General features: G+C 35.8%; 22 protein-coding genes. 8 read left to right on the top strand and 14 right to left on the bottom strand.

The genetic code is table 11. The features are described 5' to 3' along the window. Positions 1-2 precede the first annotated feature (2 nt). On the top strand, positions 3-179 hold the full coding sequence (locus AC1DTM_RS09420) for an IS3 family transposase (protein WP_235634810.1): 177 nt from the start codon (positions 3-5) through the stop codon (positions 177-179). 112 nt (positions 180-291) lie between these two features. Here AC1DTM_RS09420 and AC1DTM_RS09415 read toward each other — a convergent pair whose 3' ends face one another. Further along, positions 292-531: a YuzB family protein gene (locus AC1DTM_RS09415; RefSeq protein WP_002015892.1), complete on the bottom strand. Its 240-nt coding sequence runs from the start codon at positions 529-531 to the stop codon at positions 292-294. 423 nt (positions 532-954) lie between these two features. Between AC1DTM_RS09415 and AC1DTM_RS09410 the strand changes: the two genes are divergently transcribed. The 3 genes from AC1DTM_RS09410 (at position 955) to AC1DTM_RS09400 (ending at position 3,528) form a co-directional block, all read left to right on the top strand. Further along, positions 955-2,025 (top strand): NAD(P)/FAD-dependent oxidoreductase, encoded by a 1,071-nt coding sequence (locus AC1DTM_RS09410; RefSeq protein ID WP_002112618.1) that lies wholly within the window; start codon positions 955-957, stop codon positions 2,023-2,025. A 62-nt stretch (positions 2,026-2,087) separates the two neighbouring features. Then, positions 2,088-2,747 carry an ABC transporter ATP-binding protein gene (locus AC1DTM_RS09405; RefSeq protein WP_002112619.1) on the top strand — a complete coding sequence of 220 codons (660 nt, stop codon included), beginning with the start codon at positions 2,088-2,090 and terminating at the stop codon, positions 2,745-2,747. Next, positions 2,731-3,528 (top strand): ABC transporter permease, encoded by a 798-nt coding sequence (locus AC1DTM_RS09400; RefSeq protein ID WP_002160020.1) that lies wholly within the window; start codon positions 2,731-2,733, stop codon positions 3,526-3,528. Before AC1DTM_RS09405 ends, AC1DTM_RS09400 begins: the two co-directional genes overlap by 17 nt. 118 nt (positions 3,529-3,646) lie before the next feature. Here the strand turns inward: AC1DTM_RS09400 and phnA are convergent, their stop codons facing one another. From phnA to AC1DTM_RS09375, 5 genes are all read right to left on the bottom strand, one after another. Beyond that, positions 3,647-3,988 (bottom strand): alkylphosphonate utilization operon protein PhnA, encoded by a 342-nt coding sequence (phnA, locus tag AC1DTM_RS09395; RefSeq protein WP_002112620.1) that lies wholly within the window; start codon positions 3,986-3,988, stop codon positions 3,647-3,649. Positions 3,989-4,225: 237 nt separating this feature from the next. Continuing rightward, entirely contained in the window at positions 4,226-5,011 is a 786-nt protein-coding gene (locus AC1DTM_RS09390) for a DUF2628 domain-containing protein (RefSeq protein WP_165762453.1), read from the bottom strand. A 372-nt stretch (positions 5,012-5,383) separates the two neighbouring features. After that, a complete protein-coding gene (locus AC1DTM_RS09385) occupies positions 5,384-6,052 on the bottom strand; it encodes a hypothetical protein (protein ID WP_016106517.1) in 669 nt (222 codons plus the stop codon). 126 nt (positions 6,053-6,178) lie between these two features. Further along, complete coding sequence (locus AC1DTM_RS09380; RefSeq protein WP_133059539.1) at positions 6,179-6,973, bottom strand: nucleotidyltransferase domain-containing protein; 795 nt, start codon at positions 6,971-6,973, stop codon at positions 6,179-6,181. A gap of 52 nt (positions 6,974-7,025) precedes the next feature. Beyond that, positions 7,026-7,334 (bottom strand): YuzD family protein, encoded by a 309-nt coding sequence (locus AC1DTM_RS09375; protein WP_002160015.1) that lies wholly within the window; start codon positions 7,332-7,334, stop codon positions 7,026-7,028. A 206-nt stretch (positions 7,335-7,540) separates the two neighbouring features. On the opposite strand from AC1DTM_RS09375, the gene AC1DTM_RS09370 reads away from it, so the two are divergent. Both AC1DTM_RS09370 and AC1DTM_RS09365 read left to right on the top strand, forming a co-directional pair. Further along, positions 7,541-7,777: a NifU family protein gene (locus AC1DTM_RS09370; RefSeq protein ID WP_000431159.1), complete on the top strand. Its 237-nt coding sequence runs from the start codon at positions 7,541-7,543 to the stop codon at positions 7,775-7,777. A gap of 449 nt (positions 7,778-8,226) precedes the next feature. Next, the gene (locus AC1DTM_RS09365) at positions 8,227-8,442 is read left to right on the top strand and encodes a hypothetical protein (protein WP_002068096.1); all 216 of its coding nucleotides are present in this window, start codon (positions 8,227-8,229) and stop codon (positions 8,440-8,442) included. A 79-nt stretch (positions 8,443-8,521) separates the two neighbouring features. Here AC1DTM_RS09365 and yutH read toward each other — a convergent pair whose 3' ends face one another. Then, on the bottom strand, positions 8,522-9,523 hold the full coding sequence (gene yutH / locus AC1DTM_RS09360; protein WP_070146968.1) for a spore coat putative kinase YutH: 1,002 nt from the start codon (positions 9,521-9,523) through the stop codon (positions 8,522-8,524). Positions 9,524-9,643: 120 nt separating this feature from the next. Here yutH and AC1DTM_RS09355 point away from each other — a divergent pair, with 120 nt between their 5' ends. After that, entirely contained in the window at positions 9,644-10,135 is a 492-nt protein-coding gene (locus AC1DTM_RS09355; protein ID WP_002089340.1) for a phosphatidylglycerophosphatase A family protein, read from the top strand. A gap of 19 nt (positions 10,136-10,154) precedes the next feature. Here AC1DTM_RS09355 and AC1DTM_RS09350 read toward each other — a convergent pair whose 3' ends face one another. The 3 genes from AC1DTM_RS09350 to AC1DTM_RS09340 all read right to left on the bottom strand — a co-directional run bounded on the left by AC1DTM_RS09350 (position 10,155) and on the right by AC1DTM_RS09340 (position 14,493). Next, on the bottom strand, positions 10,155-10,634 hold the full coding sequence (locus AC1DTM_RS09350; RefSeq protein WP_070170638.1) for a GNAT family N-acetyltransferase: 480 nt from the start codon (positions 10,632-10,634) through the stop codon (positions 10,155-10,157). A gap of 513 nt (positions 10,635-11,147) precedes the next feature. After that, entirely contained in the window at positions 11,148-13,721 is a 2,574-nt protein-coding gene (locus AC1DTM_RS09345) for an FtsX-like permease family protein (RefSeq protein WP_477000188.1), read from the bottom strand. Continuing rightward, a complete protein-coding gene (locus AC1DTM_RS09340) occupies positions 13,705-14,493 on the bottom strand; it encodes an ABC transporter ATP-binding protein (protein WP_078179373.1) in 789 nt (262 codons plus the stop codon). The genes AC1DTM_RS09345 and AC1DTM_RS09340 overlap by 17 nt, the downstream gene beginning before the upstream one ends. A gap of 286 nt (positions 14,494-14,779) precedes the next feature. Between AC1DTM_RS09340 and AC1DTM_RS09335 the strand changes: the two genes are divergently transcribed. Then, the gene (locus AC1DTM_RS09335; protein ID WP_477000187.1) at positions 14,780-15,361 is read left to right on the top strand and encodes an NAD(P)H-dependent oxidoreductase; all 582 of its coding nucleotides are present in this window, start codon (positions 14,780-14,782) and stop codon (positions 15,359-15,361) included. Between the two features lie 32 nt (positions 15,362-15,393). Here the strand turns inward: AC1DTM_RS09335 and AC1DTM_RS09330 are convergent, their stop codons facing one another. The 4 genes from AC1DTM_RS09330 to AC1DTM_RS09315 form a co-directional block, all read right to left on the bottom strand. Beyond that, positions 15,394-15,924: a hypothetical protein gene (locus AC1DTM_RS09330; RefSeq protein WP_002112632.1), complete on the bottom strand. Its 531-nt coding sequence runs from the start codon at positions 15,922-15,924 to the stop codon at positions 15,394-15,396. 116 nt (positions 15,925-16,040) lie between these two features. After that, entirely contained in the window at positions 16,041-16,805 is a 765-nt protein-coding gene (locus tag AC1DTM_RS09325) for a TIGR01457 family HAD-type hydrolase (RefSeq protein WP_002112633.1), read from the bottom strand. 107 nt (positions 16,806-16,912) lie between these two features. Further along, entirely contained in the window at positions 16,913-17,545 is a 633-nt protein-coding gene (locus tag AC1DTM_RS09320) for a helix-turn-helix transcriptional regulator (RefSeq protein WP_477000186.1), read from the bottom strand. A 74-nt stretch (positions 17,546-17,619) separates the two neighbouring features. Continuing rightward, positions 17,620-18,060, bottom strand: coding sequence for a DUF86 domain-containing protein (locus AC1DTM_RS09315; protein ID WP_477000185.1), 441 nt, complete (start codon positions 18,058-18,060; stop codon positions 17,620-17,622). Positions 18,061-18,101: the final 41 nt, after the last annotated feature.

Below are 18,101 nucleotides of genomic sequence, written 5' to 3'. Positions count from 1 at the left end.
GTATTGAGTCATTTTTCTCCCATTTTAAATCGGAAATGTTGTATTTGAATCATTTTAAAACAGAAGCAGATTTAATACAAGCAATTGAAGAGTATATTTATTTTTATAACTATAAACGGTTCCAAAAACGACTCAACCACCGAGCTCCGATAGAATATCGAATCTCGATGGCTGCTTAGTCTTTTTAATATTGTCTACTTGACAGGGATAAGACCACTAAAAGGGCCTTTTTTTTCGAAATAAACACTCCTAATAAATGAAAAAAGAAAAACGTTGCCTGTTTGCAACGCTTTAAAACATTGGATTTTCATCCATATAATCATATACATTATTTACAAGTTCTTCTACTGTTGCACCTTGTACAACTTCACCATTTACAAGTGCAAATGGACCTTCAAAACAAATGCCACAATACCCTAAACACCCATATTCCATGACATCTAAATTAGGATCTTTTTCTAATTTTTCTAAAGCCGCTTGCGAACCGCTTGCAAGGTTACCTACACAAAATTCGATTAATGGTTTAATCAAAACTCTCCCCCCTGTATCTCTAAACAAATTACCATTTACTTTAGCAGGCATGAAATGCATACCTAATTTGCGAAACGGATAAGTAACCCTTTGTTACCATTCCACTTTATTTATAAGAAGAAAACTAAGCTGTTTCTTGTTGTTTTCGTTATATATTCTAAACTATTTAGTTACTTCACTATTTCACTTCACAATAGATAGTCTTCCTTATATAACATACTACTCATAATGAAATAGTAAATAGTAACTAGAAAATGAAAACAGTTTACTTTACTTTTCTTCTTATTGTACAACAGAGTATTCATTCATGCATTGTTATTTGTTCACAAATTCGATATAATTTGATTGTGTAAAGTCAAAATATTTTATTAATATAAAATTGTATGATTAGGGGATATTTCAACAGAAAAGGGGTAATCCATCATGAAACACCTCGTAATACTGGGTGGGGGCTACGGTGGAATGAGAATTCTGCAGCGGCTACTTCCAAGCAATCAACTTCCAAATGATGTACAAGTGACATTAATCGACAAAGTACCATATCATTGCTTCAAAACTGAATATTATGCATTAGTTGCGGGTACAATTTCAGAAACGCATATTCGTATACCGTTTCCTGAACACCCACGCCTCAATATTCAATACGGCACAATAACAAATATTGATCTCGAAGAAAAGGCTGTTCATCTCGATGGCGGCGAAGCAATCCCATATGATGATTTAATTATCGGACTTGGGTGCGAAGATAAATATCACAACGTTCCTGGGGCGCAGGAATATACACATAGCCTACAATCAATTGAACAAACACGTAAGACATATGAACAATTAAATAGCTTAGAACCAAATGCAACAGTAGCTGTCGTTGGGGCTGGTTTAAGCGGCGTTGAAGTGGCAAGTGAACTTCGTGAGAGCCGTTCAGATTTAAAAATCTATTTATTTGATCGAAAAGATAGAATTTTATTCCCGTATCCAGAGAAATTAAGTAGATACGTAGAAGAATGGTTTGTAAAACATAAAGTTACCATTATACGAAATTCTAACATTACAAAAGTGGAACCAAACATTGTATACAACCATGATGAACCACTTGAATGTGATGCAATCGTATGGACAGCTGGTATTCAAGCAAATGAAGTTGTTCGAAACCTTCCAGTTGAACAAGATGGTAGCGGACGGGTTGTTTTAACTAAATATCACAATATTCCGAATAACGAGCACGTTTATGTTGTAGGAGATTGTGCAGCACTTCCACACGCACCATCTGCTCAACTTGCTGAAGGTCAAGGAGAACAAATTGTCCAAATATTATTAAAACGTTGGAATAACGAACCACTTCCTGATGAACTTCCTGTTATTAAATTAAAAGGTGTCCTCGGTTCTCTCGGTAAAAAACACGGATTTGGTTTACTAGCAAACCAACCATTAATGGGGCGTGTACCGAGATTATTAAAATCCGGTCTTCTTTGGATGTACAAATATCATAAGGGTTAATACTTTAAGGGCTGTCTACTATGTAGTCAGCCTTTTCACGTCTATTTAGAAAGGAGCAATTTATGTTTATATTAAAAGACATCAAATATAAAGATATTCTACACATTCCTTACTTACAAATTCAACAAGAAAAAATAACTTGTATTATCGGTGAAAGTGGTAGCGGAAAAAGCACATTACTTCGTATGTTAAACGATTTACAATCGCCAACATCTGGCACAATTGAATATAACGGAAAATCTATTTTAGATTATCCTCCCATTCAATTACGCCGTGAAGTTGTCATGCTCGGACAAACTCCGCCTATTTTTGATGGAACAATTAAAGATAATTTATTAATGGGACTTCGATTTTCTGAAAAGCCATTTCCAAATGACGATGCCCTGCGGGACGCATTAACGACTGTTAGTCTAGATAAAAAATTAGAAGATAACGCCTCTTCTTTATCAGGTGGCGAAAAACAAAGACTTGCTTTCGCTCGCATTATACTAATGGATCCGCCCGTCTATTTATTAGATGAACCAACTTCGGCACTAGATGGTGATACAGAACGCCGCGTTATGAAACAATTCACTCTACTAGCAAGAGAAAAGAAAAAAACAGTTATCTTCATTACACACTCACAGCAACTTCCGGAAGAAATTGCAGACGATATTATTGAAATTAGTAAAACAAACGGTGCAACTAGAAAGGAAGTGCTATCAATTGAAGGGCGTTATTGAATTACAAATTTGGCAACTTGCAGCTGCATATATTTTCATCCTTATTTTAATCGGGCTTGTGAAATTAAAAGGAATACCACGTGAGAAACAAATTACAATTGCTACATTACGTATGACGATTCAACTTGTACTAGTCGCCTATGTTCTTACATACATATTTGAAAATAGTAATCCGTTTTATACAATAGCTCTCATTACTTCTATTACTACATTTGCAATTTTTAATATTTATAAACGAATTAATATTCCAATGTCAAAAGAATTAAAACGAGTAGCCGCCCTCTCCATGATTGCTGGGTCAATTGGCCCTCTTCTACTATTTATCTTTGTCATTATCGGGCACGATCCTTGGTATGCTCCGCAGTATATCGTTCCTATTGCCGGCATGCTAATCGGTAACGCTATGACAGGTATTTGCCTCGGGGCAAATACCTTTTTAAGCAGTATGAAATCACAAAGAGATCATATCGAAGGTGCACTTATGCTCGGCGCAACACCGAAAGAAGCAGCTGCTCCGCTCATTCGGGATGCTTTCGATTCTGCTATTTTACCAACAATTAATTCTATGGTCGGAATGGGAATTATAAGTCTTCCCGGCATGATGACAGGACAAATTTTATCCGGTGTATCACCATTTACAGCTATTCAATATCAAATTGCGATTATACTTGGCATTTCTGGAAGTACAGCTTTCTCTGTTATTATCTTCTTACAGCTTGGGTATAAAACGTTCTTTAATAAAAGGTGTCAGTTGAAAGAAGTGGACTATGATGCGCGGTGAATAATGCATCGGTCACAGTAAATGAAATTATATCAACGATTCTATTAGAAATATCGATTTACCGACAAAAACTGACAATAAAAAAAGAGGAGGCTACTCGCCTCCTCTTTTTATTTACTTACGCCTTCTTAACGAACTGTGATTTTAACTTCATAGCTCCGAAACCGTCGATTTTGCAATCAATATCGTGATCTCCCTCAACTAGACGGATACTCTTTACTTTCGTACCAATCTTCACAACTGAAGAAGTTCCTTTTACTTTTAAATCTTTAATTACAGTAACAGCATCGCCATCTTGAAGAACGTTTCCGTTCGCATCTTTTACAACTTTTGCACCATCATTATTTTCAGCTTCCGCTTCTTGGCCCCACTCATGGGCACATTCTGGACATACGAAAAGAGCGCCATCCTCATACGTATATTCTGAATTACATTTTGGACAATTTGGTAAAGTAGCCATAAATTCATTTCCTCCGTTCATTATTTATACGTAAAAATCACTTCTGATGTTTACATGTCGATAAATAAAATTTGTATAGCATTTCTTTATACTGCCATAGTCTCACGTTATTGACAAGCCTACCTCAAATTCTCATTTTTTATTGTATTTTACAAAATTTTAATTAGTATGCCGCTCCCAATAAACAAAAGAAGAACCTTTACAAGATTCTTCCTTTCCAAATAAACGAGTTTCTCTCTAGAAAAACCACATATTTTCTTCAACGTAAATTTGATACTCTTCTGCTTCTTCTTCACTTAACTTTTTATTATTTAAATAAATTTCTTGCCATTCAAAGTAATCATCATTTAAATATACAGCGAATTTAATTTTCACATTTTTCTTTTCTTCATAATCATAACCAGTAAATTCTACTACGTCATAATCTTTTTCTTTTTTAACGTACTTCCAATTTGGTTTGTCTGTGATAGACTCTAAAGCCTCTCCTTCAAGACTTAAGCGAACAACGTTTTTAATATTAGATTCAGTCGGTAAATGTGCTAAACCGAAACTTATCACGCCAAATACCGCAATTACTATTGCTTGTAAACCAATCATAAGCCCGATATGAGCGCCGCCTTTTGATTGTAAATAATACTCTTTCTTATAATCAGGCACATCTTCTGCCTTATGTAAAATACGGATAACATGCTTATAATACAATCGATTCCCTTGCCATCCAGTAAACAGCATCGTCCCCACATATATTATAAAATCTATCCACATTGGTATATCAATAAAAGTAGCTGTAATTAAAGTAGGTACCGCTAATAACGTAAGTATAATAAATAACTGATACATTTTACGATAAGCTAACCAAAAGTGCGGGAAGATAAATGCTACCCAATTCCACGTATTTTCTTTCTCGGGATTGTTCACTTGTCCCCACTTAAAATCGTAATATGCTGTATTCTTTTGAACACCTTTATGTAGTTCTTGCTGGGAGATGGTTTCTTGTAAAACAGTTTCCTTCACGTACATCATCCTTCTCTTATTTCGATATAATTTTATTGTATATGCACAAATCGAAGGAATCTAACAAAAAGTACATATATTTCACAAAAATGAACGGAAATCGAATATATTCCGACAATTATCGGTTTCATATTTCATTTTACTTTTAAATATATTAAAATACTTATGAATGATGCATTTAATACACTAAGTTAAACATTTTACATATTTTATAATAAAAAATGTTTCACATGAAACTTCCCATATTTCGTATTATTTTTCTATCATTTTCGATTAGGTTCAAATGTGGGCTTCATATGAAAAAACTAGTAGAAAACACAATTTGTTTTCTACTAGTTTTTTATCACAGTTCTACATATTTAGTCCCCTTTTATATCCTCCCTACGACTCCCAAGTAATATTCATTTCTTCAAACGACTCTTTACTCACTTCCAACCCTTCGCTATCATTTGTTCCAATCATCGCTACCTCCTCTTTAGACAACGTAATTTCCTCGGTTGGATTTTGAATTTTTCTCTCATACACTAATTGTAAAAGATCGATTTGTTCCTCTGTCAGTTCATACTCTTCTTCCAACCTTTCAATTGCTGATTTCGTATCAAGCATTGGGATTTCTAATAAGAATCCACCGTTCTCTTCCATCTCTTCAAATGAATCGATTGAATATGCACCGTTATCATCAATCCAAAATGCTGTCGTAATGGAAGGAACTGTTTCGCCTTCTACTTCTTCTAATACGTATTGAAGTGCTTCCTCTTTCGCAATGTCTATTACTTCCGAAGGTGCCCCTTCAAAGTAATTTGCCGCATCAATCCACTCATCTATTCTCTCGCTATTCACATCTTGAAGACATACGATCGTGTAATTCGGATGAAACGTAATTGTCCCTTGTCCGCCTTGACTATCTTGCATACTATAGTTAAAACCATCCCACGAACTTTCATGTGAGAAATCAGGAGCATGTGCTACAAAAATTGCATCTGCAATCGATCTTAAAATACATCCTTTCCATAGTTGTTCTTTACTTATATGAAAGTTATATTTACTCATTCTCTTCCCCCGTATATATATGTTTTTTAATATTGTCTTTCGACTTCTCATTTCTTGTAAAGTACTTTTTCATTATATAAAAATAGTAAAAGCACCCTTCATACAAAGGATGCTTTTACTATTCACCTACCACTTTCGCCTACACTCCTCAATCACACTAAGCAAATACCTCTTCGTCATATCAGCCCTCCTCCAAATAGAGAGCTTGCGCTTTCCCTTTGGATTATTTCGCATTCGCTCTACCTCTTTTAATAAAGGCTCCCACTTATGAGAGTAAAGTTCCAACATATATTGCAATCCTCTATCTTTTGAAACGATTGTTTTATGATCTAACGTATATAAAATACGTCCCATCGTAACGACAGCTGATTCTACCCATTCTTCTATGAAAAATAAATAAGGACGCTTCGCTTTTTCAAGCCAGTAATGTTCTACGTTATATTTCATTGTATTTACTACATCGTCCCATTTTATTTGAAAGGGAAGGTCTTCTGCTTCTTTCCCGATAACTGTAATGCCTTGGTTTTTCAATGTCCACCATGTTACCGCGTTAATATCCCAATGACCAATATCAGCCTTACCATCTGCACAATACACGTACTCATTAATTTCATGATTGTATTTCCCTAAGTCATCAAGCGGAATATACATACCGTCCATTCTTTTACCTAACGTACTTTTCCTAATTTTTTTATGCAGTTCTATAATTTGCTGTTTTTCAGCTTCATTCACGGAATCACTTATTACCGTAACAAAATCAACATCGCTCGTTTCTATATGAAATGCTCCTAGCGCGATTGATCCGTAAATATATACCCCGACTATTTTTTCATCCGAAAAAATTTCTTTTAATTCTACTATGTACTGCTCCATTAACTGTTTCACTTCTCCTGGTAAAGCATGTTTTATTCCATTCTCCACGTCGATCCCTCCAATAAAAAAAGCCTTCGCAAATTCGCAAAGGCTTCCTGTTTTATAAATATTTCTCGATTTCTTCGTAAACATCCTTCAAACGAGGATTTCCTTCTCCAACAATTTCTCCATTCACAAGAACGACTGGATAAAATAAATCTTCCTCCACTACTCGCTCTGCGAATGCTTTTTTATCCTCATCTTCTTGTTCTTCTTGAAAATCAATATAATCAAACTGAAATTTATTTTCTTGTCCTTCATATTTACGACCAATCGCCGCTTGTAACCACTCAAACGTTTCTGTTGAAGATGGCATTCCAACGCAGCTCGCACAAATTACTTTCGTCCCATACACTTGAACATTAACCATTTCTTCTCCCCCACTTCTCGTTCTAACAGTATATTCAGATATCTTATTGCATAAGCACATCATTTTACAAACTTATTCCATACCCCTATACTGAAAAAACACGTTGTACACATGATAAAATATTTCGACAATAAAACAAGAACAGAAAAAATAGATTTTCCCCTCTATCTTGATTATAATAAAACTGATGAAAGGAGTCGATAAAAATGGAAAACCCACATATGCAAGAACAAGTATTAGAAGTATTAGATAAATTACGTCCATTCTTACTTCGCGATGGCGGAGACGTTGAATTAGTAGACATTGAAGAAGGTATCGTAAAACTACGCCTTATGGGTGCATGCGGAAGCTGCCCAAGTTCTACAATCACACTAAAAGCTGGTATCGAACGCGCACTACTTGAAGAAGTACCAGGCGTTATTGAAGTAGAACAAGTATTTTAATCTAAAAGCGGAAGCGGCTCGTTCAAAATGTGAGGGGGATGGAGCTTCTGACATAGAGGCGCTTTTTGCCTCGGCGGAAGAAGCGAAGCCACCGAACATTTTAGCCGCTGGAGCTAGATAACATCTAAAAGCGGAAGCGGCTCGCTCAGAACAGAAGGTCATTGGAGCTCCTGACGAAGAGGCGCTTTTTGCCTCACAGGAAGGCGCGAAATGGCCGACTGTTCTAGCCGCTGGAGCTAGACATTATCTAAAAGCAGAAGCGGCTCGTTCAAAGCTACTTCTAAGAAAAGAGACCAAATTTGGTCTCTTTTTTTGTACGCAAACAAGACATACTCCCCTACACTATTAACATCATAAAACAAAATTGGAAATCCTTCTCAAAAAATGCGATAATTAATATATAGTGAATCGTTCACACATATAAAGCGAAAAACATAGGGGGACGACGTATGCCAAAAATAGGGAGTACTTTTGTAACAATTCAAGAATTAGAACAGAAAAAAGAATATTTATTAAGTCTTTCACCCGTTATACCGACATGGAATACGAGCTATCAATTTTTATTTAAAGAAATACAACAAGAATTATTAAAAAAGGTAAATGAAAAAATTGAAAGACACCACATTATTTTAACTATATGTACAGATCAAAAAGTAGGAGCATAGCTTCTTATTATATAAAGATAGACACGGGTATCTGTTGTGGTATAAAAAAGAGACCTCAATTGGCCTCTTTTTTATACTTTTAAGATAGCCAATCTAATTTCCTAATGCCTAACTTATCAACTGGTAAACGAAATGACTCGTAAAAATGATTCATAAATTGCTCAGTGCGCTTCACATCATGTAAAATGATTTCTAAACGAGCTCTATAGATGCCTTTTTGTTCTTCGTTTCCTGTTTGATAGTATCGTTCAACCGTTTCAAAGTAGTGAAGCGGGAACAGAAGCCTTGCGAATAATAAGCGCCAACCAAATGAAGAGAGCGAATAATTACGTTCATAGTCTGTAATGAATTGAACTACCGTTTGCTCCCAATCTTTCTTTTTCTCTATCATCATATAGCGAATACATTCTGCTATATCCCTACTTGGGTGATCATATACCCAATCAAAAGGAAGTTTTAAGCGCTTCGTTTGATGCCATAATAGAGGTGTAAATCGTTCTTGGCAAATTGTTGCTGCGTCAGTTATTTGTGGTGTATCGTCCATTTCTGTATCGACAACATATTGAATTGCATTTTCTGCAACTCCTAAGTAATACGGGAAGGATTCAATAAACAATTGATCGAATACGTCTGAAGGATGGTTCATCACTTGCGTTTGCCAAAACCTTTCTAATTGGTCGAGCCTTTTTTCCCATAATGCTTTCCATTCGCCAATGCGGCTTAATTGCTCAACTTCTTCTGGAAAGAATGCACCACGTTTATGGAAGATAGAAAGCTCACTTCCTAATGATGTAGCATGTCGCTCTAACATACGCATACCTTTTAATAAGCAGTAATTTTTTTCTTCTATCTCACTTACATGGTAGCCGTGTATAGTCGGAACGAAAGTCGCAACAGTTATATCCCCTTGCTGGTTCATATAATCACTGAGCTTTTTCATCTCTACAAGTACTTCTTCCTCCATTTCTCCAATTGGAACAAGTACATAAATTTTGTTGCGAATCCAAAAGCTTTTATAGGGGCCAAGGGGGATTAATTCTTTAACATGCATGTGATAATGCTCATAAATATGCTGAATCATCGCAGTCGCCACCTATGGTTTTTCTTTATATATATGAGCTTGTGCTCGCCTTTCATTCCTATGCACATGATAAAGCAACGAAACGTATACAAATACTAAAAAGAAAAAAAGGTGATAAACATGAAAGACTCAAATCAACTACAAGAAAGAGCATTACAACTATTACAAGAACGCGGTGTAACAATTGACGATATTGCTGAACTTGTTCATTTTCTTCAAAAGAAATACCATGCAAATTTAGAGATGTCAGAATGTCGCTATAACGTTGAGCGTGTACTATCAAAACGAGAAGTACAAAACGCACTTATTACAGGCATTGAACTTGATGTCCTTGCTGAAAAGGGAATGTTAAGCGCGCCGTTACAAGATATCGTAAAACGCGATGAAGGACTATATGGAATCGATGAAGTCATCGCACTTTCAATCGTTAACGTGTACGGTTCTATCGGTTTCACGAACTTTGGATATATCGATAAGTTAAAACCAGGTATTTTAGAATACTTAAATGATAAATCAACTGGAAAGGTGCACACCTTCCTTGATGATATCGTTGGCGGAATCGCTGCCGCTGCTTCAAGCCGTTTAGCGCACCGTGCTGAGCATTCAGAGTAACGTGTCTAGGCCGTCAGTTTCATACTGACGGCCTTTCATATTCCATAAGCATAAACTCTCTTCCACGGCTCCAAAAAAAAGGTCCTACTTGAAATCCAATATTTTTATATAGCCTAATCGCTCTCTCATTAAATGTCGCTACACTCAGTCGAAACATTTTCGAATTCAATTCCTCAGTAGCAAATGCTATTCCCGCTTGAAAAAATATTTCCCCCATCCCTTTCCCTGTTAAATCTGGCTTCATTCCAAGTCCGATATCTACTACATCTTCTCCCGCATATAAATTGGCATCTCTTCCGCCCGGAACTTGTGCATTTTCTCCAAAACAAAAATAGCCGATAAATTCTCCCTTCTCATCACAACAACCGTAATACGTCCCATCTAGCAACTCTTCTATTACTTCAGCATCTCCTGAAAAGCTATATAACGTATACGGCTCTTCATACTTCCACGTATTTATTTCTTTCGCTTCTTCCTCTGTTAACTTATGTATTTCCATTCCTCTCGCTCCTCATCAAATATTCTATATATATTTACTCATTCATTTTTCACATTCAATTTCCCTCTAATTACAATATGCATAATTGCATGCGCACACCCATTTAAAAAATGCTAAAATTTATTTGAATCGCTGTTGTTACACTTCTTGATTAAGAAAGACCGTTAACCGGAAAATTAACGTCTTATCAAATTCAAGCAATTGGCACATGTTGTCATCATGAAAGACACTCGAAAGAGTGTCTTTTTTTCTATACCTGAGAAGGACCTGCTCATTTACAAAATAAATGCATAAATTAATATAACTCTTAAACACATTATTCCCTTTCTATATGTTGCGGCGTTCGTTGCGACATATTCGGATAATAAAAAGCACTCCAGCCAGAGTGCTTTTTACTTTCAAACAAGGAGGTTACATATATGGATAGTACTCTTGTATTTAACTTTGGTATCGGTATTGTCATCATTTTATTCGTCTTCTTTGTACTTTGTATGAGCGGAGTATAGTAATCTTTTATGCTGATAACTCCTTTAAAGTGTCACTCAATTTAAACTTTCTTAATTGTAATGAAGCAATCATTGCTGCTCCTGCTCCGAGTATAATGCTAGCTAGTGCCAATATTAAAACTTGATTATACGGAATGATAATAACCGTTAACTCTAAGCTTGATAACACAATATAACTAAATACAATTCCACCTAAAACCCCAATACAACCAGCTATCGCTCCAAGTAAAGTGCCCTCTAATAAAACAATCCGTCTCATTTGCTTCGGAATAGCTCCTACCGCACGAATCATACTAATTTCAGCACGTCTTTCATGTAAACTTGCAACAATTGCATTCATTAGTCCTATACCTGAAATAATAAAAACGATTACAACTAATAAGCGAATTAACATCATCATTTGCGATAATAACTGCTCCTGCTCCTTCAATAAATCGTAGCTGTTAATAACTTCTACGTTCTCTTTATTATTTGTAATTTGTTTTACTTGCTTCTTAATCTCTTCAAATGATTGATTAGAATTTGTCATAACTTGAATTGCTTCATATCCTTGCACGTGAAACTTATCACGAGCCCATTGTTCATTTACGAAAATGTCTAATCCTCTTCCCCTTAATCCTTGCTCAATAATCGAAACGACTTTAATCGTTTGTTTTTCTTTCCCTTTTCCTTGTACTTCAATCGTATCATGCAACTGAATCCCTAATGTTTTAGCAGTTCTCTTCGTAACGACTCCCTCACCATCTTGTAATGGTTTATTTAAATCTCGTCCTGTAATCACTTTCGCTTTTGTTACTTTTTGATAAGCAACAATATCATTCCCCACAACCTCTATCACATCATATTCAAAATCATCTTTCCTCACATTTTCATACCACTCTTGATCCGCTTTTTTAAAATCATAATTTATAAGCTTCGCTGTAAAGTCAGTAACATTTGCTACGCTCTCTTCTACACCATCAATTTTTTTAACCTTCTCCATCCAACTAAATGGTAATACTTCAGTACTTTGCGACTCTACTGGAATTCTTATTACTAAATCAGCTGGTAAATGTTTTTGTAACCCATCTTTCATGCCCTCGTAAATAGAGTTTATATACATTGTTCCAACAAGTGCTAACATAAAACCAAATGCTAGTATAGCAACAGACACAGCTGCCTTATTACGATAACGAATTACATTTCGACTACTAATCGTCGTTTCAATTCGAAATATCATTTGCAAAGGTTTCGCAATAACTGGCGCTATCATCCGAATAAATAACGGAATCGCAAATAACAAACCGACCGCAAATAACAGCGCACCTATCGCACTTGGATTAAAACCGATATACCGCTCTAATACGTTACCCGCTAGTCCAATAACAGTACCAATGATTAAAATGCTACAACTAAAAGCACTCCACCTTTTTTCTTTTTTCTCATTACTAGGAAGACCTGGCCTAAGCGCTTGAACTGGTGGAATCTTTCTAACCATGAAGGCTGGTATAATAGCCCCTATGATAGACATAACAATTCCTAGTAAAAACGTAATTAGTAAAATCTCGCCTGAAATCGAGAATGATTCTTTCCCTGCACCCTCAATATTCACCCATTTATTAATAAATGATGCGGCGATTTTTTGCGTACCTGCTCCAAGAATAACTCCTGCTAGTGATCCGATTGCCCCAATACATAAAGCCTCTAATAAAACGACTAATATAATTTGATTTGGATTACTACCAAGTGCACGTAATAATGCCCATTGCTTAAATCGACTTCTGACAGATAAGAAGAAACTTCCCATTATTAAAAGTGCTACAACAAATAAGGCAATACCACCTAAACTAAAAATTAATGGCTTCATTACATTTAGTCGTTCAAATGCCTTATCTACATAAGTACGTTGGTCCACCTTTATATTTTCAATCTTTTTATGTACATCAAAAGCAATTGCTTTTTTCATATTTACATCTTGTACTTTCACTTGAACGAGATTGAATTGATTTGGTAAATTTAATTCTTTTTGAAGCCAATGGATTGGAAAATAAGCACTATGCCCCATTGACGCCATTAACGGTGGATTTAAAATACCGACAACTTTCACAGCCTTTTCACCATGCTGCGGGAATGGCAGTTTAATCGTATCTCCTACCCGTATATTTTCACGATCTGTATACCCTTTTGTCAGTGCTACTTCAGCACCTTCTTTCGGATATCGTCCTTCTAATATTTTATAAGAATGCATTTCTGGAGAATCTTGCTCAACACCCCAATAAGATGGCTTTCCCGATAATTCTTTATAATGTGGAAAAGGATACGGTATAAGTGCTTTTGATATTTTTTCAGCATTTTCTAAGCCATCTATTCCTTTTAAACTTTCATTATTTAAATACATATCATTTTTTATATAGCCAAATTGTAAATTATAATCTCCATACCGACTTACTACTTGTTCCTTCACACTTTGCTCTACTGATTGATTACCTAGTAATAACATAGTCGCTAACATAACACCTAAAGCTGCACCGAGGGCAATCAACATATTTCGCAACCAATTTTGTTTCATCGATTTTACCGCATACTTAATTACCCATCGCATCACCTTTACCTCCTACTTTAAAGTGACGATTCATAATCTCTTGAATTTGAGTAACTTGTTGCGGGATATTTCGAAATTTCCATCCTTTACTTTCAGCATGCTCATGAATCACTTCACCATCTAATAAGAAAACAACTTTATCAGCATGGGCCGCTACGAACGGATCGTGCGTTACAATGACAGCTGTTTGCCCTAATTCATCACATGCATTGCGAAGTGCCGCAATAATATTTTTGCTATTTTCTGAATCTAATGCTCCTGTTGGTTCATCAGCTAATATAATAGCTGGCTCATTTGCAAAAGCTCTTGCTATCGCAACCCTTTGCTGTTGCCCACCTGATAACTGTGCTGGTAAATGCTTTTCTTTTCCTTTCAATCCAACGAGCTCTAATAAACGATTTGCTGTCACCGTTGCCTTCTTTTGCGAAACATTATCTAATAGTAAAGGCAGACCTACATTTTCCTCCGCATTAAACACTGGAATTAAATTAAACTGTTGAAAAATAAAACCGATTTTATGCCTTCTAAATAAAGCGAGCTCTTTTTCTTTTAATGTTGAAATCTCCGTACCATCAACTCGAATACTACCTACCGATGGAATATCTAATCCACCTAACAGCTGAAGTAAAGTCGTTTTACCCGATCCACTTGCCCCCATAATACAAACAAAGTCACCTTTTTGAATTTGAACATTAATATCTTTTAAGATCTTTACTTTACTATCCCCAATATCAAACGATTTTTCTAACCCTTCAATTTCAATAATATTCATCCCTATATCCCCTTTTCTCTCTATTTACCAATCTATATATTCTATTCAAAAATGCAAAATCCCTACTATTTTGTATTTTTTTGTCACATACTAACATTTATATTAACCGGCAGTAAGTGCCCGATTAGTGTGAGCAAATAATCAGTGCGGGATGGACACCCCCCACCGATTAAAATTTCACTTTATTTCTCACGTCAGAAAAGTTGACTCTCGCAACGGAAGTAACCATAATAGTTACACGGATATATAAAAACTATTCACATATCCACAATTAGGAGGACGAACAATGAAACATGTGATCGTTTATGCACACCCGAATACAGAAAGCTTCAACCATGCAATTTTAGAAACTGTAAAAAGTGAATTAGAAGGAAAAGGGCATGAAGTACGCGTTCGTGATCTATACGAATTAAATTTCAATCCAGTATTAGGTGCTTCCGATTTCATCTCATTTTCTCAAGGAAATACACCAGAAGATATCAAAGAAGAACAAGAGCATATCTCTTGGGCTGATAGCATTACATTCATTTACCCCGTTTGGTGGGCAGGACTTCCTGCTATTTTAAAAGGATATGTTGACCGTGTATTTAGCCACGGCTTCGCTTATGCTTACAGTGAGAATGGTATTGAAAAGTTATTAAGCGGAAAAAAAGGATTGTTATTATCTACGATGGGAAATTCGAAAGAAGTATACACAGCAGGCGGTATGTTTGACGCAATGAAGAAAACAGCGGATGTTGGTATTTTTGAATTTACAGGCATTGAAACACTTGAGCATACATTCTATACAAGTGTTCCTTCTGTGGATGACAGTGTGCGTAAACAATATCTTGAAGAAGTTAAAGACGTTGTGAATCGTGCATTTTAATAAAAAACTCCGGTTATAACAACCGGAGTTTTTTATTTCATCATCAATTTCGGAATATATCTTTGAAGTATACTTTCTAATTCATTCATATCTTCCTGTCTAATAAGTAAATTTACATTGTCATTCATTTTTTCTCGCCCGCGATATAAAAATATATTTTCTTTTGGATTTTCCCATGTTGATGTTTTATAGCCTTTTAATTCTTCGTATGAATAAAAGTTTAATCCGTCTATTACACCTTTGTCATATATTTGTACACTTTTAATAAGATGGATAGCTATTAAAGTCATAAAACAACTTGCTACAGCATGAATACCTAACTGAACGAGAAACTGTTCAACTGTACCAATATCACCACTTATGTACTGAGCATATATATACATACATTGCCCGATGAAGTACGCTGGTCCAAGTAATGCAATCCAACGTCGCTTCACCCGAGGATATGTTGCAATAAGTTTTCCCGCGCTTTTTTTCATTTCATTTATTTTATATATCTTCCATAGAACAAAGAACAAAACACATAATGTAAAAACAAACATAATGCATGACATCCAGTACACTCTTATTCCCTCCCTTTTATATCATTACATGTAAATTTTACATTTTATATACCTATAGTACATATGCAATTATGCATAAAAAAAACAGGCAACCTCTTCCGGTTACCTGCATTTCATTACATCTTCTCAATCCACTCCGTCAAGTTATGCACAACTTGCGTCGGTTGTACTTCATATTCTGTTAACTTCTCCACAGTTGTTACTCCAGTGTGGACAATAAGGGTATGCATACCAGCATTTATCCCCGCTAAAATATCTGTATCGTAGTTATCCCCAACCATTAAAGCTTCTTCTTTTCCTACGCCAAGCACTTTTAACGCTTGTTCCATAATGATTGATTCTGGTTTTCCAATAAAGATTGGATCCACACCTGTTGATACTGCTACAACTGATGTTAATGAACCGTTACCCGGTAATAATCCGCGCTCGGTCGGAATTGCGATATCCCCATTTGTTGAAATAAACGTTGCACCGTTACGCACAGCAAGACATGCTTTTGCTAACTTTTCATATGTGATGTCGCGATCTAATCCAACAACGACGAAATCAGGATTTTCATCCACAATTTCAAATCCTTTTTCCACAAGAGCAGCATGTAAGCCCTCTTCACCAATCATATATACAGTTGCATCTTGTTTACGCTCATAAATAAAGTTCGCTGTAGCCATGCTCGTTGTGAATACTTGCTCCGCTTTCGCTGGAATATCGAAACGAACAAGTTTTTCTGCAACTTGTTCTGGTTTACGAGTTGAGTTATTTGTAACGAATAAATATGGAATACCGCGTTCTCCTAATGCTTTTACGAAGTCGCTTGCTTCTTCAATTTGTTCTTCACCGCGATACATCGTACCGTCTAAGTCAATTAAATAGCCTTTATACATCTATTTTTCTCTCCTTCTATGCTAACGTTCTCACCTATCATACCACTCTTATATTAACCCCTTTTTCAAAAGAAAAAAACGCTTTACCCTAAAGCGTCCCATAACGTTCATTTTTTCTCTTTTATTTGATACGAGCAATTACAATCGCCTTCACACATGTTCGTTAACGTCTTCACATTTGCATCTACAAATAATCGCTTGTACATATCTTTTTCATCTTCACACACTTGCGGGAATTTCTCCGCTATTTCCTTTAACGGACAGTTTTGCTTTTCAAGTATGAAAGAACGTTCCCCATCTCTCTTTACTTGAACCATATAACCATTTTTCTCTTGCATAGCAGCTATTTCCTGTACTTTATACGCTAAATTACTTTGATTACTTATCTTCTTTTGCAACTGCTCTTCCATTCGTTTCGTTCTCGCTTGTAAAACATAACGAAGCATTTTTTCATCGCCCATTCGAGCTAAATCATMTAGTATTTCAATAGCAAACTGCTTATACTCTTTCGGGAATGTATCTTCTCCCTTTTGACTTAATCCATACAAATATGTTGGTCGTCCAACATGCTGCCTTACCATCTTTGAATAAATTAGCTCATCTTTCTCAAGATTACTTAAATGCCTTCGAATTGCCATTTCCGTAATTTCTAAAGCTGCGGCTAATTCTGCTACAGTATGCTCGCCCTTTACCTTCAACAATTGTACAATCTCTTCTTTCGTCGTACGTGCTTGCCCCATAACTCGCCCTTCTCCCTTTTCTCATATACAATATAAGATCCCCAAAGGAATCCCCGGGGATCTTATAAGCACAATTATTCTGGTACAAATGCAGATACAGGCCCTAATTCCTTTTCTAAATAACTGTGAATATTCGCTGGGTATTTCTCTACCACGGCGATATTTTTTTGAATCGTCTTATATAATTCATCATGATTCATTTGAATATAATCTTGCGTAAGCATTTTTCGAAGAAGAATAATTTCTTTAATATGCGCTCCCTCTTCTCCACTTATAACTCTCTCGTCCATTAAAATATCAATAATATCTTCGTAACTTCCTGGATCGCGCATAATAAATCCATCAATCATCGCATTCCCTACATCTAATATACAATCGATAATAAGATGCGCCATGCGCTCTAATGCGTAAAATTCAAACTCGGTTTCATATGTCTTTTTCTCTTGAAATGTATTTGTTGCTCGTTCTAAACATACTAGCATTTGTTCTATTTTCTTTCTGTCTACGAAGTACATGAATGTCACCTACCTGGAAATTAAAGCATTTACATTTTAAT

This window comes from Bacillus sp. P4_D3, assembly GCF_056401855.1.
Note: the sequence above shows the minus strand (reverse complement) of the source record. Positions and strands in the feature narration are given on the sequence as shown.

Excerpts from the sequence above, each read along its gene's own strand:
- AC1DTM_RS09335 (WP_477000187.1), top strand. The coding sequence starts at position 14,780 with ATGAAACATGTGATCGTTTATGCACACCCGAATACAGAAAGCTTCAAC.
- AC1DTM_RS09375 (WP_002160015.1), bottom strand. The coding sequence starts at position 7,334 with ATGGTTAATGTTCAAGTGTATGGGACGAAAGTAATTTGTGCGAGCTGC.
- AC1DTM_RS09365 (WP_002068096.1), top strand. The coding sequence starts at position 8,227 with ATGCCAAAAATAGGGAGTACTTTTGTAACAATTCAAGAATTAGAACAG.
- yutH (WP_070146968.1), bottom strand. The coding sequence starts at position 9,523 with ATGATTCAGCATATTTATGAGCATTATCACATGCATGTTAAAGAATTA.
- phnA (WP_002112620.1), bottom strand. The coding sequence starts at position 3,988 with ATGGCTACTTTACCAAATTGTCCAAAATGTAATTCAGAATATACGTAT.
- AC1DTM_RS09410 (WP_002112618.1), top strand. The coding sequence starts at position 955 with ATGAAACACCTCGTAATACTGGGTGGGGGCTACGGTGGAATGAGAATT.
- AC1DTM_RS09350 (WP_070170638.1), bottom strand. The coding sequence starts at position 10,634 with ATGGAAATACATAAGTTAACAGAGGAAGAAGCGAAAGAAATAAATACG.
- AC1DTM_RS09345 (WP_477000188.1), bottom strand. The coding sequence starts at position 13,721 with ATGCGATGGGTAATTAAGTATGCGGTAAAATCGATGAAACAAAATTGG.
- AC1DTM_RS09355 (WP_002089340.1), top strand. The coding sequence starts at position 9,644 with ATGAAAGACTCAAATCAACTACAAGAAAGAGCATTACAACTATTACAA.
- AC1DTM_RS09325 (WP_002112633.1), bottom strand. The coding sequence starts at position 16,805 with ATGTATAAAGGCTATTTAATTGACTTAGACGGTACGATGTATCGCGGT.
- AC1DTM_RS09385 (WP_016106517.1), bottom strand. The coding sequence starts at position 6,052 with ATGAGTAAATATAACTTTCATATAAGTAAAGAACAACTATGGAAAGGA.
- AC1DTM_RS09340 (WP_078179373.1), bottom strand. The coding sequence starts at position 14,493 with ATGAATATTATTGAAATTGAAGGGTTAGAAAAATCGTTTGATATTGGG.
- AC1DTM_RS09390 (WP_165762453.1), bottom strand. The coding sequence starts at position 5,011 with ATGATGTACGTGAAGGAAACTGTTTTACAAGAAACCATCTCCCAGCAA.
- AC1DTM_RS09315 (WP_477000185.1), bottom strand. The coding sequence starts at position 18,060 with ATGTACTTCGTAGACAGAAAGAAAATAGAACAAATGCTAGTATGTTTA.
- AC1DTM_RS09370 (WP_000431159.1), top strand. The coding sequence starts at position 7,541 with ATGGAAAACCCACATATGCAAGAACAAGTATTAGAAGTATTAGATAAA.
- AC1DTM_RS09405 (WP_002112619.1), top strand. The coding sequence starts at position 2,088 with ATGTTTATATTAAAAGACATCAAATATAAAGATATTCTACACATTCCT.